This is a genomic window from Enterobacter cloacae complex sp. ESBL7 (assembly GCF_041679625.1).
GTDB classification, from domain to species: domain Bacteria; phylum Pseudomonadota; class Gammaproteobacteria; order Enterobacterales; family Enterobacteriaceae; genus Enterobacter; species Enterobacter asburiae_B.
Genome location: NZ_JBGORN010000006.1, coordinates 1 through 20,240, shown reverse-complemented (window position 1 = coordinate 20,240; position 20,240 = coordinate 1). Strand labels below are relative to the sequence as shown.

The following is a 20,240-nucleotide window of genomic DNA, read 5'->3' as shown; positions in this document are numbered from 1 at the left end:
GAACTCCTTTTGTTACTTAGCCAGCAAATTGCTGTATGAAGCGGCTGCCAAAATAGGCAAGGGTGAGAATGCCCGCACCCGCGACGTTGAACCAGACCACGCGACGACCGCGCCAGCCTTCATGATAATGGCCCCATAACAGGACAATATAGACAAACCACGCGATGATGGAGAGCACCGCTTTATCGATATTCTCCACGCTAAAAAGGTTCTTCATGTAAAACAGGCCCGTGCAGAGCGTCAGCGTCAGCAGCACCACGCCCACCTGGGTGATGTGGAACATCTTACGCTCAATGACCATCAGCGGCGGCATCTCATGGTTAAACGCCAGCTTTTTGTTTTTCAGCTGGTAGTCAATCCAGGCGAGCTGCATGGCGTAAAGCGCGGCGATGATCAGCGTCGCGTAGGCAAAGAGCGACAGGCCGATATGCACCAGCATCCCCGGCGTCGCCTCCAGATGCGTAATGAATTCATTAGGCATAAAGGTGGCGAGGGCCAGATTGATCAGCGCGAAGGTATAGACAATCGGCAGCAGCAGCCAGCCGCGATTTTTAGACGCGACGATGGTCATTACCGTGCAGATCATCAGGCTGACCAGCGAGCCGACGTTGAGGACGCTCAGGTTTTGCACGCTGCCGTCGCCGGGAATGATGCGTGATTCCAGCGCAAACGCGTGGCTGATCAGTGCGATCACCGCGGAAAGAATAGCCATGCGCCGCCAGCCGCTGTTTTTTTGCAGCAGGCCGGGAACGATCAGCGCGAGGCTGACAGAGTAGGCAACAAGGGCGATCAGTGCGAAAACAGGCATATAGGCATCGACAGTTGTCTTAATAAGAAAGAGAAGCAGTATAACGTTACGTGACGCCTGCTCCAACCGTTGCATAACAACAAAGGCGCCTTCATGTTATACTCCGGCAAAATTCTGTGTATGTGTCGCCCATGGCGGCCCAACGTTTCTACTCAGGCGAGAGACAATGTTTGATAATTTAACCGATCGTTTGTCGCGCACGCTGCGCAACATCAGCGGCCGCGGACGCCTTACTGAAGAGAACATCAAGGAAACGCTGCGCGAAGTGCGCATGGCGCTGCTGGAAGCAGACGTCGCGTTGCCGGTTGTTCGTGATTTTATCAACCGCGTAAAAGAGAAGGCGGTTGGTCATGAAGTTAACAAGAGCCTGACCCCGGGCCAGGAGTTCGTCAAAATCGTTCGTAATGAACTGGTTTCGGCGATGGGCGAAGAGAACCAGGTGCTTAACCTGGCGGCTCAGCCGCCGGCCGTGGTACTGATGGCGGGCCTGCAGGGTGCGGGTAAAACGACCAGCGTCGGTAAGCTGGGTAAATTCCTGCGTGAAAAGCACAAGAAGAAAGTGCTGGTGGTCTCTGCGGACGTCTATCGCCCCGCGGCGATCAAACAGCTGGAAACCCTGGCCGAGCAGGTCGGCGTAGATTTCTTCCCGTCCGACGTGGCGCAGAAGCCTGTCGACATCGTTAATGCGGCGCTGAAAGAAGCGAAGCTGAAATTCTACGACGTGCTGCTGGTGGATACCGCCGGTCGTCTGCACGTTGACGAAGCGATGATGGACGAGATCAAGCAGGTACATGCCTCTATCAACCCGGTAGAGACCCTGTTCGTTGTCGACGCCATGACCGGTCAGGATGCGGCGAATACCGCGAAAGCGTTTAACGAAGCGCTGCCATTAACCGGCGTAGTGCTGACCAAAGTGGACGGTGACGCCCGCGGCGGTGCGGCGCTCTCGATTCGTCACATCACCGGTAAGCCGATTAAATTCCTCGGCGTGGGCGAGAAAACTGAAGCGCTCGAGCCGTTCCACCCGGATCGTATTGCCTCCCGTATCCTCGGCATGGGCGACGTGCTGTCGCTGATCGAAGATATCGAGAGCAAGGTTGACCGCGCGCAGGCCGAGAAGCTTGCCAGCAAGCTGAAAAAAGGCGACGGTTTCGATCTTACCGACTTCCTTGAGCAGCTGCGTCAGATGAAAAACATGGGCGGCATGGCCAGCCTGATGGGCAAACTGCCGGGCATGGGCCAGATCCCTGACAACGTGAAAGCGCAGATGGATGACAAGGTGCTGGTGCGTATGGAGGCGATCATCAACTCGATGACCCTCAAAGAGCGCGCTAACCCGGATATCATCAAAGGTTCCCGTAAACGCCGTATCGCAGCCGGTTGCGGCATGCAGGTGCAGGACGTTAACCGTCTTCTGAAACAGTTCGACGACATGCAGCGCATGATGAAGAAAATGAAGAAAGGCGGCATGGCGAAGATGATGCGCGGCATGAAAGGCATGATGCCACCCGGTTTTCCAGGGCGTTAATCGCTTTTGAGATTGCTTTTTGCCCGAAAATGAGTAAAATTTTCGGGCTTTTAATATGACACCCGGGCTCCGTTCCTCGATGGGGCCCGGTTGTTTTATTCACACAAGAGGATGTTATGGTAACTATTCGTTTAGCTCGTCACGGCGCTAAAAAGCGTCCGTTCTACCAGGTTGTTGTAACTGACAGCCGTAATGCACGCAACGGTCGCTTCATCGAGCGCGTTGGTTTCTTCAACCCACTGGCCGCTGGCGCAGAAGAAGAAACTCGTCTGGATCTGGATCGTATCGCTCACTGGGTTGGCCAGGGCGCTACTGTTTCCGATCGCGTTGCTACGCTGATCAAAGCAGCAAACAAAGCAGCTTAATCTGTCACGGTGGTCATGATGAGCAATAAAGCACCTGTTGAACCGATCGTATTGGGAAAAATGGGTTCTTGCTACGGTATCCGTGGTTGGCTCAGAGTGTTTTCCTCCACTGAAGACGCTGATAGCATTTTTGATTACCAGCCCTGGTTTATCCAGAAAGGCGGTAAGTGGGAAGAGGTCGAGCTGGAAAGCTGGCGTCACCACAATCAGGACATCATCATCAAGCTGAAAGGCGTTGACGATCGTGATGCTGCGAATGCGCTGACTAATTGTGAAATTGTCGTGGATTCGTCGCAGTTGCCACAGCTGGAAGAGGGCGACTACTACTGGAAAGACCTTATGGGTTGCCAGGTAGTCACTACCGAAGGCTACAGCCTGGGGAAAGTCATCGATATGATGGAAACCGGGTCAAATGACGTTCTCGTCATTAAGGCAAACCTGAAAGATGCATTTGGCATCAAGGAGCGGTTGGTTCCGTTCCTCGATGGACAGGTTATCAAGAAAGTCGATCTCACTACTCAAACCATTGAAGTAGATTGGGATCCTGGTTTTTAAATTCTCCGGATAAACGGTAAAAGACGGCGCTATGTGGATTGGCATAATTAGCCTGTTTCCTGAAATGTTCCGCGCGATTACCGATTACGGGGTAACTGGCCGGGCAGTAAAGAATGGCCTGCTGAGCATCCAGAGCTGGAGTCCTCGTGACTTTACTCATGACCGGCACCGTACCGTGGACGATCGTCCTTACGGTGGCGGACCGGGGATGCTAATGATGGTGCAACCCTTACGGGACGCCATTCACACAGCAAAAGCCGCGGCAGGTGAAGGCGCAAAGGTGATTTATCTGTCACCTCAGGGACGCAAGCTTGATCAAGCTGGCGTGAGCGAACTGGCGACGAATCAAAAGCTGATTCTGGTCTGTGGGCGCTACGAAGGGATAGATGAGCGCGTAATTCAAACCGAGATTGACGAAGAATGGTCTATCGGCGATTACGTTCTCAGCGGTGGTGAGTTACCCGCAATGACGCTGATTGACTCCGTCGCCCGGTTCATTCCGGGGGTTCTGGGCCATGAAGCTTCGGCAACGGAAGATTCCTTTGCCGATGGGTTGCTGGACTGTCCACACTATACTCGTCCTGAAGTGTTAGAAGGGATGGAAGTACCGGCAGTGTTACTGTCTGGAAACCATGCCGAGATACGTCGCTGGCGTTTGAAGCAGTCGCTGGGCCGAACCTGGCTTAGAAGACCTGAACTTCTGGAAAACCTGGCTCTGACTGAAGAGCAAGCAAAGTTGCTGGCCGAGTTCAAAACTGAACACGCGCACCAGCAGCATGAACATGATGGGAATGCGTAATACGCTCCCGAATATCAGTTTACCCAGGATAAGAGATTAAATTATGAGCAACATTATTAAGCAACTTGAACAAGAGCAGATGAAGCAGGACGTACCTTCCTTCCGTCCAGGTGACACCGTGGAAGTGAAAGTATGGGTTGTTGAAGGTTCCAAAAAACGTCTGCAGGCATTCGAGGGCGTGGTTATCGCTATTCGTAACCGCGGTCTGCACTCTGCATTCACTGTTCGTAAAATTTCCAACGGCGAAGGCGTTGAGCGTGTCTTCCAGACTCACTCTCCGGTAGTTGACAGCATTGCTGTTAAACGTCGTGGTGCTGTACGTAAAGCTAAACTGTACTACCTGCGTGAGCGTACTGGTAAGTCTGCTCGTATTAAAGAGCGTCTGAACTAAGATTCGCTTAAGCGACATCCTGTTAGAAAGGGCTGGCCGAAAGGCTGGCCCTTTTTTTATCCCTGCGCATTTCTCACGTTAACCCTTTTGTCATAAATCATTTACAATGCTTGCCTCTTGAATGGAGGGGACGTGGATAACGTACTGCATCAGCCTGACCGGAAGCGCGCAGCGGCATTGACCGCGCTGTTTGCGATCCTGCTGATCGTGGTAGCGCCGCTTATCTCCGTCTCCTTGCAGAAAGATCCCATGAGCGCGATGCCGGGCATGCATCATGATATGAGCATGATGTCGATGGACGAGCATCAGGGCGATAGGCCGCATACGATGCCTGTCGACCATGCGGAAGCGTGCGGCTACTGCGTGCTGTTAGCGCATGTCCCTGGCGTGATGCTGGCGCTGATCGTCCTGCTCAGCGCGGTATTACAGAGGCTTCGCATTAAGCCGCCGCGCCAGGCGGTTAGCCACTGGCACTTTTTCCCCTGGCTTTACCCTGATACCCGCGCGCCGCCGCGGCAGTCTGCTTTTTCCCTTTAAAACTAAATCGATAACTTTTTGCCTTAAAAAGGAAAAGTATGACTACCTGCACTCCGCGCGCGGCATGGGGAAACCTGCTGCGTCGCCTCCATTTCTACGTCGGGCTTTTTGTTGGTCCGTTTATCTTCTTTGCCGCGCTGACCGGTACGCTGTATGTGGCGACCCCGCAGCTGGAGAATGCGCTCTACCGGCACGCGCTCCACACGAATTCCGTAGGCGAGTTGCAGCCGCTGGCGGAGCAAATCGCCGTGGCGGAAAAAACCGTTGGCTCAGATTTGCATTTGCACGCCGTGCGTCCGGGGCTGGCTGAAGGCGAAACTACCCGCGTGATGTTTGCTGACCCGACGCTTGGGCCATCGGAGAATCGGGCTATTTTTATTGATCCGGTAAGCCTGGCGGTGCTGGGAGATATGACGGTTTACGGCACCAGCGGGATTTTACCGCTGCGTCAGACCATTGATTATCTGCATACCTCTCTGATGCTGGGCGACGTGGGGCGACTCTACAGCGAGCTTGCTGCCTCCTGGATGTGGGTTGCCGCGTTGGGCGGTGTTGGCCTGTGGTTTTATACTCGCCCCAAACGGCGGATCAATAATCGCTTCCAGAATCGTCGTCGCCTGCATGTGACCCTGGGCTGGAGTCTGCTGGGCGGAATGCTGCTGTTCTCTGCAACCGGCCTGACATGGTCCCAGTGGGCAGGCGGGAACGTCGATAAGCTGCGGGCAGAGATGAACTGGCTCACCCCGCAGGTGAACACGACGCTTTCCGGCCAACAGGAGATCGTGGATGAGCACGCCGAACACCGGGGTCATCACGGCGGCATGATGATGCCGGAAATGGCGATGGATCTGACGCAGTTTGACGGAGTATTAAGCGCGGCGCGTAAAGCAGGGATTGATGCCAACAGGCTGGAGATCCGCCCGGCAAAAACGGCGGATCGCGCCTGGACCGTGACGGAAATCGATCGCAGCTGGCCGACTCAGGTGGACGCCGTTGCGGTTGATCCTTCGACGATGCAGATCCTGGACAGAACCCGTTTCGAGGATTTCCCGTTAATGGCAAAACTGACCCGCTGGGGCGTGGATTTCCATATGGGGATCTTATTCGGGCTGGTGAATCAGCTGCTGCTGGTGGCGTTCGGCCTCGCCCTGTGCGTGCTCATCATCTGGGGTTACCGGATGTGGTGGATGCGTCGTCCGGCACGGTCGGCCGTGGATCCGGTGCAGACGCTTTGCCAGAGCTGGCTGGCGCTGTCAGGATGGGGAAGAGGCGTTACGGTGGTAATCAGCATACTGCTGGGACTCGCCTTGCCGGTCATGGGCGTGAGTCTGACGCTGTTTGTTGTGGTGGACTGGCTGCGCTGGCGAGCGGCAACCAGGGTGACGCTCGCCGAATCATCCGCTAAATAACTCTATGGCGTGCTGATCACCACTGCGACGCGGCGGTTTTCAGCGCGCCCTTGCGGAGTGCTGTTGCTCGCAACCGGGTATTTTTGACCTAACCCCCGCGTGGTGAGATTGCTGCGCGGGATATTTGCCCCCTTCGCCCAGGCATCGGCCACGGCATTGGCGCGTTTTAACGACAGCGCTTCGTTGTAGCTTTCTTCACCGTAGTTATCCGTGTGACCGTCCATTCGCGCGTGGTTCAGGCCGGTTTCCGCCAGGCGAGAGGCCATGGACTGGATCTGCGTTTCACTTTCCGGGCGCAGTCTGGCGTCATTTTTATCAAACAGGATGGTGTCCGACATGCCAAGCGACCAGTCACCGTTCAGTTCGTTAAAACCGTAAGACTTCATCGCCGAAATTTGCTCAGGAGTGAATTTGCCTTCCGGGGGCGACTGACAGCCTGCCAGAACCAGTGAGGCCAGAACTATCGGCGCGAAGTAACGTTTTAACATAGTGTATCCTTTCTAACTTGTTGTTTTCGTACGCTGGTTTTTCACCTGATACATGTTGCGGTCAGCCCTCTCCAGTAATGCTTCCACGGAAGCATTTTCCCACGCCAGAGCAAAGCCAATGCTGAGTGACATCGATGCTTTTTGTCCGTTATGAAGATCAAACGGACGGATAAACTGCTGCGATAGCGCAGCACAAATGTGTTGAACCTCAAGCTCAGAGTGTACCCCGTACAGCACCATGGCAAATTCGTCACCGCCAAGGCGGTACGCCTGGTGACGTTTGTCGCCAAACTCCATCATCCTGCTGGCGACTTCTATCAGCACGCAGTCACCTGCCGCGTGTCCCCAGGTGTCGTTAATAAACTTGAAATTATCACCGTCGAGGAAGAGCAGGGCCGAGTTTGTTTTGGCAGAAGGGTCGTTCATTAAGGCCGCAATGCTGTTACGAAACGCCGCGCGGTTGGCAAGACCGGTGAGCGGGTCGTGCATGGCGGTACGCAGCAGCTGGGCATTTTTCGCCTGAAGCTTCAGTTGCCACTCCTCCATTTCATCCAGAAGGCTGTTGAAGTCCTCACCAAACTGGTGAAACTCTTCAATACGGCCGTCTTTCACCCGGCGGGAGAAGTTGCGGTTAGTACGAACGTCATGCACGACGTCAGTGATGTTTTGCAGGGCTGTGACCATCCCATGGTGCAAAGACTGGGTAATGGTGAGCGCGACGACGGTTGCAAAGAGAATACAGCCGGTCAGAACGGCAAACGACATCCAGATGAAATGGCCGATCAGACTGTCACGCGCGGTCAGGCGAATTTCGCCGATCGTTGCGCCGTTATGCATGATGGGCTGCGCAACCGGTACGGGGAAAAGCCAGCGGCTGACCAGTGCGCCCAGCGTGTCGTTGTTGTCCTCCGGGTTCCAGGACCAGTAGGCAAACCGCTTTTTATGCGCGTTAATAACCTCGGCCACGGCAAACTGCCCCTGTTTGCCCAGCGCAGCCAGCGTTTCGTTGGCCGCCAGCGAGTCGTTGAACACCAGCGAGGCTTCCAGGCTGTGGCTCATTGTTGCGCCGGTTAATTCGAGATTCTTTTGCGCGTATTGTTTTAACGTCACGACGGAAGCAAAACAGAGCAGCAGCCATATTAACGTCATCGTGATGATGACGCTTATCATGCTGTTTCGCCTCAACGTTCTTTTAAACGTCGGACGTGGCGTTGAAGTGAAATCTTTATCCATGCTGCTTATTCCGTGCAAGCATTAATACATCCGGATTGACTCTTACGCCACTGCGCGTCAATGCATCCAGATTGACGGCGAACCGTACCTGGCCGCGATCGATTATCAGGCAAAAGGCACTGCCAATTACACATTCCGGATTTTGCTCTGAGATTAATAGCAACGCTCTGCCCTGATATTGACTTATTAATTCAAGTTGTTTTGCCGGTGATTCAGACCCGAAATAGATCGCATCGCACGTCGCGGCCAGGGCTTCCTGATCGTTACGTACAATAACGGGAGTATAAGGTAACTCGCTATGCCCCTCATCGCCGCTGAGGGCGTGCGTATAGTGCGAAGTGGCGTAGACGCAGAGTTTAGGCTGACCGGAAAGTGACGGCCATCGCGTATAGCTCACGATGCCTGAGACAATCGAGCGTACCGATTTATCCGTTTCCGTAAGCGTGCCTGCCGCCGCAGGGCCCACCATAAGGAACAGCATTATCACCAGAGTGAGTCGGAAAAAAGAGATCAAGAATAAATTTCTCACCAGAATCCGCCACATCGCTCTGGAAATAGATGTCCTTAAGAGTTGCGGGCAGAATACCATTGTTTATCAGGGCCGTCATTATGTCAGAAATAGCATGAGGCCGACCTAAGCTAAATCCTACAGTTGTTTATTTTCCGGTGGATAAAAATAGATTAATTCAGTCTGCTGGAGCGCATACTTTCATCCATCCCTTGCTGCCATGACGCACGCAGTTTTGCCGCGTTTTCGGCTGTATCGCAACTGGCAGGGAAAGATTTGCCTGCTAATCCCCAGGCGTGAATAAACCCTTCTTCGCAGACTTTCTTCTGACCATCAGCATAGCCGCGAAGATATTCACTACGATCAACGTGTGTGTCGTTAAAGCTATCGGCCAGGGTCTGGTTATCTTTAACCGGCAGGCCATTCATGGCGTCTTCTTTACCTGCATCAAACCAGGATGGGCTGGTCCAGTCTGGCTGGAAGGTGTAAGGATTGATCTGACAGCCCGTTAAAAACAGCGACAACAGCGCGAGAGCAATTGAACGCATAGCCATTCTCCTTTTTTCTTCAGCATAGCCTGGCTAAAGAAAACCTGTCTGTAATTTAAAGTTTACGTTTTTATCGGCTGATTTTTGCAATAAATTGGCATCTGTAAAGTAATGTGTACGTATTTTGGATTGAAATGTTTACTTTTTATGGTATCGTGGTTTCACCTCATTGAGGAAAACAACTATCGCAAACGAGCTTTACAGGATCGCCATCATGCAAAAAGACGCGCTGAACAACGTACATATCACTGACGAACAGGTGTTAATCACTCCGGATCAACTGAAAGCGGAATTTCCGCTGAGCGTCGCGCAGGAGGCTCAGATCGAGCACTCTCGCCAGACCATTTCTGACATTATCGCCGGCCGCGATCCGCGCCTGCTGGTGGTATGCGGTCCTTGCTCCATTCACGATCCTGAAACCGCCATTGAATATGCTCGTCGATTTAAAGCGTTAGCGGAGGAGGTCAGCGATAGCCTCTATCTGGTGATGCGCGTCTATTTTGAGAAGCCACGTACGACCGTTGGCTGGAAAGGGTTGATTAACGATCCGCACATGGATGGCTCGTTTGATGTGGAAGCAGGCCTGAAGATTGCGCGTCGCCTGCTGGTGGAGCTGGTCAGCATGGGGCTGCCGCTGGCAACCGAAGCGCTGGACCCGAACAGCCCGCAGTACCTGGGCGATCTGTTCAGCTGGTCGGCGATTGGCGCGCGTACCACGGAATCGCAAACCCACCGCGAGATGGCGTCTGGCCTGTCAATGCCGGTTGGCTTTAAAAACGGTACCGATGGCAGCCTGGCGACGGCGATCAACGCCATGCGCGCTGCTGCGATGCCGCACCGTTTCGTTGGTATCAACCAGGCGGGCCAGGTCTGCCTCCTGCAAACGCAGGGTAACCCGGACGGCCATGTGATCCTGCGCGGCGGGAAAGCACCTAACTACAGCCCGGCGGACGTGGCGCAGTGTGAAAAAGAGATGGAGCTGGCGGGACTGCGCCCGGCACTGATGGTAGATTGCAGTCATGGTAATTCAAATAAAGATTACCGTCGCCAGCCTGCGGTTGCGGAATCCGTGGTCGCACAGATCAAAGATGGCAACCGTTCGATTATCGGTCTGATGATTGAGAGCAATATTCATGAAGGCAATCAGTCATCGGAACAACCGCGCAGTGCAATGAAGCACGGCGTCTCCGTGACGGATGCCTGCATCAGCTGGGAAACCACCGATGCGCTGCTGCGTGAGATCCACAAAGATTTGAAAGGCCAGCTGGCGACGCGTCTGGCTTAAGAGGTTAGTTATGGTTGCTGAATTGACCGCACTGCGCGATCAAATTGATGAAGTGGATAAGGCGCTGCTGGACCTGCTGGCGCGCCGCATGGCGCTGGTTGCCGAAGTCGGTGAGGTGAAAAGCAAATACGGCCTGCCAATTTACGTTCCGGAGCGCGAAGCCTCAATGCTGGCTTCTCGTCGCAAAGAGGCCCAGGCGCTGGGCGTTTCGCCGGATTTAATTGAAGATGTTCTGCGTCGCGTGATGCGGGAATCCTATTCCAGCGAAAACGACAAGGGCTTCAAAACCCTCTGTCCGTCCCTGAGGCCGGTGGTGATTGTCGGCGGGGCAGGACAGATGGGGCGTCTGTTTGAAAAAATGCTGACGCTTTCGGGCTATCAGGTGCGCATTCTGGAAAAAGAGGACTGGGCGCATGCTCCGGAACTCATGAAAGATGCCGGGATGGTTATCGTCAGCGTGCCGATCCACGTGACGGAGCAGATCATCGGGAAGCTTCCTGCTTTACCAAAAGATTGTATTCTGGTGGATTTGGCCTCCGTCAAAAATGGTCCGCTGCAGGCGATGCTGGCTGCGCATACGGGCCCGGTGCTGGGTCTGCACCCGATGTTTGGCCCGGACAGCGGCAGCCTGGCTAAGCAGGTGGTGGTTTACTGCGACGGTCGTCAGCCGGAAGCCTATCAGTGGTTCCTGGAACAGATTCAGGTATGGGGCGCGCGACTGCACCGCATCAGCGCGGTCGAGCACGATCAGAACATGGCGTTCATTCAGGCGCTGCGCCACTTTGCGACGTTTGCCTACGGTCTGCATCTGGCGGAAGAGAACGTGCAGCTTGAACAGCTGCTGGCGCTCTCTTCACCTATCTATCGTCTGGAGCTGGCGATGGTCGGGCGTCTGTTTGCTCAGGATCCGCAGCTTTACGCGGACATTATTATGTCCTCCGAGAACAATCTGGCGCTCATCAAGCGCTACTATCAGCGCTTTGGCGAAGCCATTACGCTGCTGGAGCACGGAGACAAGCAGGCATTTATCGACAGTTTCCGCAAGGTCGAGCACTGGTTTGGCGATTACGCGCAGCGTTTCCAGAGTGAGAGCCGGACGCTGTTGCGCCAGGCAAATGACAGTCGCCAGTAATGCGATGATGTATATACTGAAAGCCAGCAATGCTGGCTTTTTTTATTTTGGGGAACTGTCATGGCCGAACCGCAGCTGCTGTTGAATTACACCGGGCATCTGCCTGAGTGCCCGACGTGGAGCGCAGTAGAGCATGCGCTCTACTGGGCCGATATTCTGGAAGGGGAGATCCACCGCTACCATCTGCCGACGGCAGAACACACCGTACTCTCTTTCCATGAGGAGGTGGGCTGTTTCGCGCTGCGCGAGCAGGGTGGTTTTATCGTTGCGATGCGAACGGGTATCTGGCTGACCGATAAACACGGCCTGCTGCGCCGCAAGGTGTGCGATAACCCCTCTAACCCACAGCTCGCACGCTTTAACGACGGCGGCACCGATTCTCTGGGGCGATTCTACGCGGGCACGTTTTGGGGGCCGGGAGATTACAACGGTGCCCTGCTGATGCGCATCGACAACGACCTGACGCCGAAAGTGATCCAGTGTGATATTCACGGCCACAACGGCTTAGCGTTTAGTCCGGATAATCAATGGATGTTTACTTCAGATACGCCAAACGGCGTTATTTACCGTACGCCGCTTGATGAGCAGGGCGAGCCCGGCAGGCGCGAGGTGTTTCGTCAGTTTAAAGAGGGCGAAGGGATACCGGACGGCGCGGCCATGGATGTGGAAGGCTGCTACTGGAGCGCGCTGTTTGACGGCTGGCGTATTGCGCGTTTTTCTCCGCAAGGGGAGCAGCTGGAAGAATATCGCATGCCGGTGCGTTGCCCGACGATGGTCTGCTTTGGCGGCGATGACATGAAAACGCTGTTTATTACCACCACGCGGGAAAATATGGATGCGGACGAGGTGGCGAAGTATCCGCTCTCCGGCGCTATCTTCACCCTGCCGGTGAACGTGGCAGGGATGAAGAAAAGCCGCTTTATCGAACGTTAAGCCGGGTCAACCGGGACCACGTTTTCGCTCGGATAGCAGCCCAGCACTTTCATGGAGCGCGTGATCTCGCCCAGTTCGCGCAGGGCCTTCTGCATGGAAGCAGACTCCAGGTTGGCCTGGATATCAAGATAAAACATCTCTTCCCACGGGTTACCGTGGATTGGGCGTGATTCCAGCCTGGTCATGATCAGGTTGTGATTACGCAGCACCAGCAGGGCTTCAACCAGCGCCCCGGCCTGTTGGCCGGTCGCCATCAGCAGCGTGGTTTTGGCCGGCACCTGGTCTGACACATTGATTGCCTTGCGTGCCAGCACCACGAAGCGGGTGATATTTTGCGTCTGGTTCGCCAGGTTGCGTTCCAGCACCTGTAAACCATACAGCGCCCCGCCTGCTTCGCTGCCGAGCGCGGCGACGGTTGGGGTGTTAGCCTGCGCCACTTTTTCCATCGCCGCCGAGGTGCTTTCGGTGTACTCAATTTTCCAGCTCGGATAGCGGTTCAGGAACTGGCTGCACTGCTGGAACGGCTGTGGATGACTGTAAACCGTTTCGATCTTGCTCAGGTCCGTTGAGCCGGCGACCAGCACGCAGTGATCGATTGGGATCGTCAGCTCGCCAACCAGCGACAGGCTGGTGTGCTGCAGCAAATCGTAGACGTCGTTGATGGCGCCGGAGCTGGTGTTTTCAATAGGTACGACGGCGTAATCCGCCTGGCCGGTCTCAACCTGATTAAAAATGTCGGCAAACTTCGCGCAGCCGCTCTCAATAAATTCTTCGAAATGGCGTGCGGCATACTGACGTGCGGCCAGGTGAGAATAAGATCCCTTCGGACCGAGGAAGGCGATACGCGCAGAGTGTGGATTGGTTTTGTTCAGATGCTGCTGGAGCAGCGCTTGCTGGGTGAGAACGGAGTCTTCGATGATGAGCTGGAACAACCGGGTAATGTAGTGGGCATCGAGGTGATGCGCTTTGCCGAGCTGAATGAGACGTTCCAGCAGATCGCGCTCGCGGTCGATATCTCGTACCGGGCGATGGGAGTCCAGCTTGGCTTTGCCCACTTCAACGGCAAGCGCGCGGCGTTCGGCCAGCAGCGCCAGCAGTTTCTCATCCAGCGCGCTGATTTTTACTCGCAGATCCAGTAACGGGTTTTCCGGTGTCATAGTGTTGCCTGTCTCATTTTATCGTTATCAATAAAAAAGGCCCCCCGGTGTGGGAGGCCTTGTTGTTCGTCTTCGCATTCTTTATCACACGACGAAACGCCTCCCGTTCAGGGGAAGGTAAAAAAGAATGCGAAGAAGAACGGCGTAAGTTTCATAAAGTCATCCTGTGATTGATACCGTTAAAGTACCCGTACTGTTTTCACCCTGTCAATAAAAAACAAAAAACGCGCCCGAAGGCGCGTTGGCGGTACACTCAATTTAAAGGATTACTCTTCTTCAACTTCTTCCGCGAAGCTGGCGTCTTTCACCGATGTTGCGGCGCGACGGGCTTCACCTTTGTGTTGCACTTTATTGAGCTGCCGTTCCAGCTTGTTGATCAAATCGTTAATTGCTGTGTACATATCCTCGTGTTTTGCGCTGGCGACCAGATGGCCGTTTGGAGTATTGATAGTTGCGTCAGCGATGAAACCCTGCGGCTCCTTGGACAGGATGATATGTGGATTAATCAAATGAGTTTGCCATTTATCCAGTTTGGCGAGACGGTCTGCGACGTGCTGGCGGATTGCCGGAGTAATTTCCATTTGTTTACTGGTAATGTTCATTGTCATAAATTTTACCTCTTGTCTTTCCGTCTTGGTGATTCCAGCATACCCGACCTAATGTCAAAATGTGTGATTTAGATCACGTTATTTTGTCGGTTTTTGTCAGGGAATCTTTTTTGTGAGGCAGGGCAGGAAGAGGTGAGATTTACCTTGTCGAAGGCAAAAATTGGGGCCATAGTTGACTGGATGTGTTGAGGCTTAAGCGCTTCAGCGACGCGCTAAAATGAATAAAAAAACGGCAGCCTTCGGGCTGCCGTTTTGCATTGAGGCAATATCAGGTGTTGCTGCTGTTCGCGGCGATGATTTTCGCCACTTTTTCAGCCTGAGCGGTCATCTGCATCTGACGGTAAGCATTTTCCATCAGCTTCAGGCCGTCGCGCGTTGCCTGAGTATCCGGATAATCACGCAGCATACCTTCTACGCGGTTAACCACGGCAACCCATGCGCCACGACGGGTATAGTATTCCGCTACGGAGTATTCATATTTCGCCAGACGATCTTTCAGGAACACCAGACGTTTGGTCGCGTCGGTCACGTACTGACTGTTCGGATAGCCGCGCACCAGCTTGGAGAAGTCATTGAAGGCATCACGCGCATGCTGCGGGTCACGGTCTGAACGATCCACGCCGAAGAAGCCCTGCAGCGCACTGTCGTCCAGCGCCATGTTGGTGAGGCCGCGCATGTACATCACGTAGTCGATGTTAGGATGAGTCGGGTTCAGACGCATGAAACGATCGATGGTTGCCTGAGCCAGCGGCAGGTCGGCATTTTTATAGTATGCGTAGATGAGATCTAACTGTACCTGCTGCGAATATGGACCAAATGGATAGCGATTATCCAACGCTTCCAGTTGCGTTATCGCCTGTTTCCAGTTACCGTCCTGCAACTTTTGTTGTGCAGTCGCATAGATTTCATTCGGCGGATTGTCAGGGACCTGTTCATTTGAACCGGAGCAGCCCACCAAAGCCAGGCTCAACGTGGCCGCTGCCACCAGATATTTCATGCGCGTCATGACGTTTTGACTTTCCTCAAATGTTTGTCCGGGAGAAACTCTGTTCCTGCTCCCGATTAAGACCAGCTACAATAGCACACTATATTAAACGGCAAAGCCGTAAAACCCAACGTTAAACGAAGAAGCAGTTTATGGCACAACGAGTAGAACTCACCGCAACAGTCTCCGAAAATCAGCTCGGTCAACGCTTAGATCAGGCTTTGGCCGAATTGTTCCCTGATTATTCGCGTTCACGCATAAAAGAATGGATCCTTGACCAGCGCGTGCTGGTAAACGGCAAGATCTGGGACAAACCAAAAGAGAAAGTGTTAGGTGGGGAAGCTGTCGCCATCAATGCTGAAATCGAAGAGGAAATCCGCTTCGAGCCGCAGGATATCCCACTGGACATCGTCTATGAAGATGATGACATTCTGGTGATCAACAAGCCGCGCGACCTGGTTGTTCATCCGGGCGCGGGGAACCCTGACGGTACGGTACTTAACGCACTTCTCCATTATTATCCGCCGATCGCGGATGTCCCGCGCGCGGGCATCGTGCACCGTCTGGATAAAGACACCACCGGTTTGATGGTGGTAGCGAAGACCGTTCCTGCTCAAACCCGTCTGGTGGAATCGCTGCAGCTGCGCGAAATCACCCGCGAGTATGAAGCGGTAGCCATTGGGCATATGACCTCTGGCGGAACGGTGGAAGAGCCAATCAGCCGTCACCCAACCAAACGTACCCATATGTCGGTGCATCCGATGGGTAAACCGGCGGTGACGCACTATCGCATTATGGAGCACTTCCGTATTCATACGCGCCTGCGTCTGCGTCTGGAAACCGGACGTACTCACCAGATCCGCGTGCATATGGCCCACATTACCCATCCGCTGGTCGGGGATCAGGTATACGGTGGTCGTCCGCGTCCACCTAAAGGCGCATCGGATGAGTTCATCAGCGTATTGCGTAAATTCGATCGCCAGGCGCTGCACGCGACTATGCTGCGTCTTTACCACCCTATCACCGGTATTCAGATGGAATGGCATGCGCCTATCCCGCAGGATATGGTGGACCTTATTGACGCCATGCGTGCTGATTTCGAAGAACATAAGGATCAAGTGGACTGGTTATGACCAAACTGATTGTCCCGGAGTGGCCATTGCCTGCAGGCGTGGCCGCCTGCAGTTCAACCCGTATTGGCGGTGTTAGCCAGGGCGCGTGGGAGTCTTTGAACCTCGGTGCGCACTGTGGCGACAACCTGGAACATGTTGAAGAGAACCGCCGACGTCTGTTTGCTGCGGGGAACTTGCCGTCGAAACCGGTCTGGCTGGAACAGGTTCATGGTAACGCAGTGCTGAAGTTGACGGGAGAACCCTATGCTTCTAAACGCGCTGATGCCTCTTACAGTAATACTCCGGGAACCGTTTGTGCCGTGATGACCGCCGATTGTCTGCCGGTTCTGTTCTGTAACCGTGCAGGTACCGAGGTGGCTGCAGCACACGCGGGCTGGCGTGGTCTGTGTGAAGGCGTGCTCGAAGAAACTGTCGCCTGCTTTAGCGATGAGCCAGCCAATATTATGGCCTGGCTTGGCCCGGCCATTGGTCCTCGCGCTTTCGAAGTGGGGCCAGAGGTTCGCGAAGCCTTTATGGAAAAAGATCCGCAAGCGGTTGAAGCCTTCCTGCCTTCGGGGGATAAATATCTGGCCGATATTTACCAGCTCGCCCGTCAGCGTCTGAATAACGTTGGCGTGATGCAGATCTTCGGCGGCGATCGCTGCACATTCACCGAAAAGGGTGATTTTTTCTCCTATCGTCGCGACAAGACCACGGGGCGTATGGCAAGTTTCATTTGGCTGATATAACCTAAAGAATCAAGACGATCCGGTACGTGCCGTTTTCTTTTCACATAATTCAGGTCATTAACCTTGAATAATTGAGGGATGACCTCATTTAATCTCCAGTAGCAAATTTGACCTGTTATGGGAGGAGTTATGCGTCTGGATCGTCTTACTAATAAATTCCAGCTTGCTCTCGCCGATGCCCAGTCCCTCGCACTGGGGCACGACAACCAATTTATCGAACCTCTTCATTTAATGAGCGCCTTGCTGAATCAGGAAGGGGGATCGGTACGTCCTTTATTAACGTCCGCTGGCATTAATGCTGGCCAGTTACGCACCGCCATCGATCAGGCGCTGAGCCGTTTACCGCAGGTAGAAGGTACCGGCGGCGACGTTCAGCCGTCGCAGGATCTGGTGCGCGTGCTTAACCTTTGCGACAAGCTGGCGCAAAAACGTGGGGACAACTTTATTTCGTCAGAGCTGTTTGTTCTGGCGGCGCTTGAATCACGCGGTACCTTGACCGACCTGCTGAAATCTGCCGGTGCGACCACCGTCAATGTGACTCAGGCGATTGAGAAAATGCGCGGAGGTGAAAGCGTGAACGATCAGGGAGCCGAAGACCAACGTCAGGCTTTGAAGAAATTTACGGTCGATCTGACCGAGCGTGCTGAGCAGGGCAAACTTGATCCGGTTATCGGCCGTGACGAAGAAATCCGCCGTACGATTCAGGTACTGCAGCGTCGTACCAAGAACAACCCGGTGCTGATTGGTGAACCGGGTGTCGGTAAAACCGCCATTGTTGAAGGGCTGGCGCAGCGTATCGTCAACGGCGAAGTGCCGGAAGGCCTGAAAGGTCGCCGCGTACTGGCGCTGGATATGGGCGCGCTGGTGGCCGGTGCGAAATACCGCGGTGAGTTCGAAGAGCGTCTGAAAGGCGTGCTTAACGACCTGGCGAAGCAGGAAGGGAACGTTATCCTGTTTATCGACGAACTGCACACTATGGTCGGTGCGGGTAAAGCGGACGGCGCGATGGATGCCGGGAACATGCTGAAACCTGCGCTGGCGCGCGGTGAACTTCACTGCGTCGGTGCCACCACGCTCGACGAGTACCGTCAGTACATTGAGAAAGATGCTGCGCTGGAACGTCGTTTCCAGAAAGTGTTTGTTGCTGAGCCAAGCGTTGAAGATACCATCGCGATACTGCGTGGTTTGAAGGAGCGCTATGAACTGCACCACCACGTGCAGATCACTGACCCGGCTATCGTTGCGGCAGCGACGCTTTCACACCGTTACATTGCTGACCGCCAGCTGCCGGATAAAGCGATCGACCTTATTGATGAAGCGGCTTCGAGCATTCGTATGCAGATTGACTCGAAACCGGAAGAGCTGGACAGGCTCGACCGACGCATCATTCAGCTCAAGCTGGAACAGCAGGCGCTGAAGAAAGAGTCTGATGAAGCCAGTAAGAAACGCCTGGATATGCTCAATGAAGAACTGGACGATAAAGAGCGCCAGTACTCTGAGCTGGAAGAAGAGTGGAAAGCCGAGAAAGCATCCCTTTCCGGCACTCAGACCATTAAAGCTGAACTCGAACAGGCTAAAATTGCCATTGAGCAGGCTCGCCGTGTCGGCGATCTGGCGCGGATGTCTGAACTGCAGTACGGCAAAATTCCTGAGCTGGAGAAACAGCTTGAGATAGCGACGCAGTCAGAAGGGAAAACGATGCGTCTGTTACGTAATAAAGTGACGGATGCGGAAATCGCGGAAGTGCTTGCTCGCTGGACCGGTATTCCGGTGGCGCGCATGCTGGAAGGCGAGCGTGAAAAACTGCTGCGCATGGAGCAAGATCTCCATAATCGGGTGATTGGCCAGAACGAAGCGGTTGAAGCGGTTTCGAACGCTATTCGTCGTAGTCGTGCAGGGCTGTCCGATCCAAACCGTCCGATTGGTTCGTTCCTGTTCCTGGGGCCGACGGGGGTCGGTAAAACCGAGCTGTGTAAAGCGCTGGCTAACTTTATGTTCGACAGCGACGATGCGATGGTGCGTATCGACATGTCCGAGTTTATGGAGAAACACTCCGTCTCACGTCTGGTCGGCGCGCCTCCGGGATACGTTGGTTATGAAGAAGGGGGGTATCTGACGGAAGCCGTTCGCCGTCGCCCCTATTCCGTCATCCTGCTGGATGAGGTGGAAAAAGCGCACCCTGATGTGTTCAACATCCTGCTTCAGGTGCTGGATGATGGCCGTCTGACCGACGGGCAGGGGAGAACGGTCGACTTCCGTAATACGGTTGTCATCATGACCTCGAACCTGGGTTCCGATCTGATTCAGGAACGTTTCGGTGAACTGGACTATAGCCATATGAAGGATCTGGTGCTCGGTGTCGTGAGCCATAACTTCCGTCCGGAGTTCATCAACCGTATTGATGAAGTGGTGGTATTCCATCCTCTGGGTGAGAAACACATTGCGTCGATTGCGCAGATCCAGCTGCAGCGTCTGTACAAACGTCTGGAAGAGCGTGGATATGAAATTCACATCTCCGACGAGGCCCTGAAGCTGCTGAGCGAGAATGGTTACGATCCGGTGTACGGTGCGCGTCCATTGAAACGTGCTATCCAGCAGCAGATCGAAAACCCGCTGGCGCAGCAGATCCTCTCCGGAGAGTTGATTCCGGGTAAAGTTATTCGTCTGGAAGCCAACGACGATCGTATTGTGGCAGTGCAGTAAGTCACAAAACGCAAAAACGAGCCGCTTGCGGCTCGTTTTTGTTTAAAAACCAGGCGAAAATGGAGTTCTGGAGTAAGATTTGCCTGGAAAGTGAGCGGTCGGTAAATAAAAGTCACTTTATCCTTGCAGCTTCGGAATTACTCCCTATAATGCGCCTCCGCTGACACGGAACAACGGCACACACGCCGCCGGGTCAGCAGAGAATAGCGAAAATAAACGCTTGACTCTGAAGCGGGAAAGCGTAATATGCACACCCCGCGCCGCTGCGAAAAGCGAAGCGGCACTGCTCTTTAACAATTTATCAGACAATCTGTGTGGGCACTCAAAGTGACATGGATTCTTAATGTCTTCGGACAATAAATGAATACCAAGTCTCTGAGTGAACATACGTAATTCATTACGAAGTT

At 54.0% G+C, this 20,240-nt stretch carries 23 protein-coding genes and 1 other annotated feature; of the genes, 13 read left to right on the top strand and 10 right to left on the bottom strand.

Going from position 1 to position 20,240, the window contains the following annotated elements; translation table 11 throughout:
• Positions 1-16 precede the first annotated feature (16 nt).
• Positions 17-808, bottom strand: coding sequence for an inner membrane protein YpjD (locus tag ACERY3_RS18310; protein WP_014884879.1), 792 nt, complete (start codon positions 806-808; stop codon positions 17-19).
• Between the two features lie 166 nt (positions 809-974).
• On the opposite strand from ACERY3_RS18310, the gene ffh reads away from it, so the two are divergent.
• The 7 genes from ffh (at position 975) to ACERY3_RS18275 (ending at position 6,392) form a co-directional block, all read left to right on the top strand.
• Positions 975-2,336 (top strand): signal recognition particle protein, encoded by a 1,362-nt coding sequence (gene ffh / locus ACERY3_RS18305; RefSeq protein WP_014884878.1) that lies wholly within the window; start codon positions 975-977, stop codon positions 2,334-2,336.
• Between the two features lie 116 nt (positions 2,337-2,452).
• Positions 2,453-2,701, top strand: coding sequence for a 30S ribosomal protein S16 (gene rpsP / locus ACERY3_RS18300; protein ID WP_003863133.1), 249 nt, complete (start codon positions 2,453-2,455; stop codon positions 2,699-2,701).
• A gap of 15 nt (positions 2,702-2,716) precedes the next feature.
• Entirely contained in the window at positions 2,717-3,256 is a 540-nt protein-coding gene (gene rimM, locus ACERY3_RS18295; RefSeq protein WP_029741020.1) for a ribosome maturation factor RimM, read from the top strand.
• A gap of 31 nt (positions 3,257-3,287) precedes the next feature.
• Positions 3,288-4,055, top strand: coding sequence for a tRNA (guanosine(37)-N1)-methyltransferase TrmD (gene trmD, locus ACERY3_RS18290; RefSeq protein ID WP_014832949.1), 768 nt, complete (start codon positions 3,288-3,290; stop codon positions 4,053-4,055).
• A 43-nt stretch (positions 4,056-4,098) separates the two neighbouring features.
• Complete coding sequence (gene rplS, locus ACERY3_RS18285; RefSeq protein ID WP_002914145.1) at positions 4,099-4,446, top strand: 50S ribosomal protein L19; 348 nt, start codon at positions 4,099-4,101, stop codon at positions 4,444-4,446.
• Between the two features lie 132 nt (positions 4,447-4,578).
• Entirely contained in the window at positions 4,579-4,983 is a 405-nt protein-coding gene (locus tag ACERY3_RS18280; RefSeq protein ID WP_373226213.1) for a DUF2946 domain-containing protein, read from the top strand.
• Positions 4,984-5,021: 38 nt separating this feature from the next.
• Positions 5,022-6,392 (top strand): PepSY-associated TM helix domain-containing protein, encoded by a 1,371-nt coding sequence (locus ACERY3_RS18275; protein WP_373226212.1) that lies wholly within the window; start codon positions 5,022-5,024, stop codon positions 6,390-6,392.
• Between the two features lie 2 nt (positions 6,393-6,394).
• Here the strand turns inward: ACERY3_RS18275 and ACERY3_RS18270 are convergent, their stop codons facing one another.
• From ACERY3_RS18270 to ACERY3_RS18255, 4 genes are all read right to left on the bottom strand, one after another.
• Complete coding sequence (locus ACERY3_RS18270) at positions 6,395-6,880, bottom strand: OmpA family protein (RefSeq protein WP_029741023.1); 486 nt, start codon at positions 6,878-6,880, stop codon at positions 6,395-6,397.
• A 12-nt stretch (positions 6,881-6,892) separates the two neighbouring features.
• Positions 6,893-8,113, bottom strand: coding sequence for a diguanylate cyclase DgcN (gene dgcN / locus ACERY3_RS18265; RefSeq protein WP_029741024.1), 1,221 nt, complete (start codon positions 8,111-8,113; stop codon positions 6,893-6,895).
• The gene (locus ACERY3_RS18260) at positions 8,106-8,642 is read right to left on the bottom strand and encodes a YfiR family protein (RefSeq protein WP_033146572.1); all 537 of its coding nucleotides are present in this window, start codon (positions 8,640-8,642) and stop codon (positions 8,106-8,108) included. The genes dgcN and ACERY3_RS18260 overlap by 8 nt, the downstream gene beginning before the upstream one ends.
• A 152-nt stretch (positions 8,643-8,794) precedes the next feature.
• On the bottom strand, positions 8,795-9,169 hold the full coding sequence (locus tag ACERY3_RS18255) for a DUF2799 domain-containing protein (protein WP_047059300.1): 375 nt from the start codon (positions 9,167-9,169) through the stop codon (positions 8,795-8,797).
• A gap of 214 nt (positions 9,170-9,383) precedes the next feature.
• On the opposite strand from ACERY3_RS18255, the gene aroF reads away from it, so the two are divergent.
• Genes aroF through ACERY3_RS18240 form a run of 3 tightly spaced genes read left to right on the top strand, consistent with a single transcriptional unit; the run spans position 9,384 to position 12,519 of the window.
• The gene (gene aroF / locus ACERY3_RS18250; protein ID WP_373226210.1) at positions 9,384-10,454 is read left to right on the top strand and encodes a 3-deoxy-7-phosphoheptulonate synthase AroF; all 1,071 of its coding nucleotides are present in this window, start codon (positions 9,384-9,386) and stop codon (positions 10,452-10,454) included.
• 10 nt (positions 10,455-10,464) lie between these two features.
• Entirely contained in the window at positions 10,465-11,586 is a 1,122-nt protein-coding gene (gene tyrA, locus ACERY3_RS18245; RefSeq protein WP_033146250.1) for a bifunctional chorismate mutase/prephenate dehydrogenase, read from the top strand.
• A 60-nt stretch (positions 11,587-11,646) separates the two neighbouring features.
• Positions 11,647-12,519, top strand: coding sequence for an SMP-30/gluconolactonase/LRE family protein (locus ACERY3_RS18240; RefSeq protein ID WP_373226208.1), 873 nt, complete (start codon positions 11,647-11,649; stop codon positions 12,517-12,519).
• Here the strand turns inward: ACERY3_RS18240 and pheA are convergent.
• From pheA to bamD, 4 genes are all read right to left on the bottom strand, one after another.
• Positions 12,516-13,676, bottom strand: coding sequence for a bifunctional chorismate mutase/prephenate dehydratase (gene pheA / locus ACERY3_RS18235; RefSeq protein ID WP_069303190.1), 1,161 nt, complete (start codon positions 13,674-13,676; stop codon positions 12,516-12,518). The two genes, ACERY3_RS18240 and pheA, sit on opposite strands and share 4 nt — an antisense overlap.
• A gap of 30 nt (positions 13,677-13,706) precedes the next feature.
• Positions 13,707-13,832, bottom strand: a sequence feature (Phe leader region).
• A complete protein-coding gene (gene pheL / locus ACERY3_RS18230) occupies positions 13,784-13,831 on the bottom strand; it encodes a pheA operon leader peptide PheL (RefSeq protein ID WP_100249759.1) in 48 nt (15 codons plus the stop codon). Its footprint overlaps the feature before it by 48 nt.
• A 110-nt stretch (positions 13,833-13,942) precedes the next feature.
• Positions 13,943-14,284: a ribosome-associated translation inhibitor RaiA gene (raiA, locus tag ACERY3_RS18225; RefSeq protein WP_003863162.1), complete on the bottom strand. Its 342-nt coding sequence runs from the start codon at positions 14,282-14,284 to the stop codon at positions 13,943-13,945.
• Between the two features lie 268 nt (positions 14,285-14,552).
• Positions 14,553-15,290: an outer membrane protein assembly factor BamD gene (gene bamD, locus ACERY3_RS18220; RefSeq protein WP_023308867.1), complete on the bottom strand. Its 738-nt coding sequence runs from the start codon at positions 15,288-15,290 to the stop codon at positions 14,553-14,555.
• Between the two features lie 131 nt (positions 15,291-15,421).
• Here bamD and rluD point away from each other — a divergent pair, with 131 nt between their 5' ends.
• The 3 genes from rluD (at position 15,422) to clpB (ending at position 19,833) form a co-directional block, all read left to right on the top strand.
• A complete protein-coding gene (gene rluD, locus ACERY3_RS18215; RefSeq protein WP_023308866.1) occupies positions 15,422-16,402 on the top strand; it encodes a 23S rRNA pseudouridine(1911/1915/1917) synthase RluD in 981 nt (326 codons plus the stop codon).
• Positions 16,399-17,130, top strand: a complete 732-nt coding sequence (yfiH, locus tag ACERY3_RS18210; protein WP_039263469.1) for a purine nucleoside phosphorylase YfiH — start codon at positions 16,399-16,401, stop codon at positions 17,128-17,130. The genes rluD and yfiH overlap by 4 nt, the downstream gene beginning before the upstream one ends.
• Before the next feature lie 129 nt (positions 17,131-17,259).
• The gene (gene clpB / locus ACERY3_RS18205; protein ID WP_048977006.1) at positions 17,260-19,833 is read left to right on the top strand and encodes an ATP-dependent chaperone ClpB; all 2,574 of its coding nucleotides are present in this window, start codon (positions 17,260-17,262) and stop codon (positions 19,831-19,833) included.
• Between the two features lie 144 nt (positions 19,834-19,977).
• On the opposite strand, the gene ACERY3_RS18200 is transcribed toward clpB, so the two are convergent.
• The coding region (locus ACERY3_RS18200; protein WP_233469583.1) for a hypothetical protein at positions 19,978-20,240 on the bottom strand (263 nt) is incomplete at its 5' end.

Bases quoted from the DNA above. Each gene is read 5' to 3' on its own strand.
- ACERY3_RS18310 (WP_014884879.1), bottom strand. From the start codon at position 808: ATGCCTGTTTTCGCACTGATCGCCCTTGTTGCCTACTCTGTCAGCCTC.
- ffh (WP_014884878.1), top strand. From the start codon at position 975: ATGTTTGATAATTTAACCGATCGTTTGTCGCGCACGCTGCGCAACATC.
- rpsP (WP_003863133.1), top strand. From the start codon at position 2,453: ATGGTAACTATTCGTTTAGCTCGTCACGGCGCTAAAAAGCGTCCGTTC.
- rimM (WP_029741020.1), top strand. From the start codon at position 2,717: ATGATGAGCAATAAAGCACCTGTTGAACCGATCGTATTGGGAAAAATG.
- trmD (WP_014832949.1), top strand. From the start codon at position 3,288: ATGTGGATTGGCATAATTAGCCTGTTTCCTGAAATGTTCCGCGCGATT.
- rplS (WP_002914145.1), top strand. From the start codon at position 4,099: ATGAGCAACATTATTAAGCAACTTGAACAAGAGCAGATGAAGCAGGAC.
- ACERY3_RS18275 (WP_373226212.1), top strand. From the start codon at position 5,022: ATGACTACCTGCACTCCGCGCGCGGCATGGGGAAACCTGCTGCGTCGC.
- ACERY3_RS18270 (WP_029741023.1), bottom strand. From the start codon at position 6,880: ATGTTAAAACGTTACTTCGCGCCGATAGTTCTGGCCTCACTGGTTCTG.
- dgcN (WP_029741024.1), bottom strand. From the start codon at position 8,113: ATGGATAAAGATTTCACTTCAACGCCACGTCCGACGTTTAAAAGAACG.
- ACERY3_RS18255 (WP_047059300.1), bottom strand. From the start codon at position 9,169: ATGCGTTCAATTGCTCTCGCGCTGTTGTCGCTGTTTTTAACGGGCTGT.
- aroF (WP_373226210.1), top strand. From the start codon at position 9,384: ATGCAAAAAGACGCGCTGAACAACGTACATATCACTGACGAACAGGTG.
- tyrA (WP_033146250.1), top strand. From the start codon at position 10,465: ATGGTTGCTGAATTGACCGCACTGCGCGATCAAATTGATGAAGTGGAT.
- ACERY3_RS18240 (WP_373226208.1), top strand. From the start codon at position 11,647: ATGGCCGAACCGCAGCTGCTGTTGAATTACACCGGGCATCTGCCTGAG.
- pheA (WP_069303190.1), bottom strand. From the start codon at position 13,676: ATGACACCGGAAAACCCGTTACTGGATCTGCGAGTAAAAATCAGCGCG.
- raiA (WP_003863162.1), bottom strand. From the start codon at position 14,284: ATGACAATGAACATTACCAGTAAACAAATGGAAATTACTCCGGCAATC.
- bamD (WP_023308867.1), bottom strand. From the start codon at position 15,290: ATGACGCGCATGAAATATCTGGTGGCAGCGGCCACGTTGAGCCTGGCT.
- rluD (WP_023308866.1), top strand. From the start codon at position 15,422: ATGGCACAACGAGTAGAACTCACCGCAACAGTCTCCGAAAATCAGCTC.
- yfiH (WP_039263469.1), top strand. From the start codon at position 16,399: ATGACCAAACTGATTGTCCCGGAGTGGCCATTGCCTGCAGGCGTGGCC.
- clpB (WP_048977006.1), top strand. From the start codon at position 17,260: ATGCGTCTGGATCGTCTTACTAATAAATTCCAGCTTGCTCTCGCCGAT.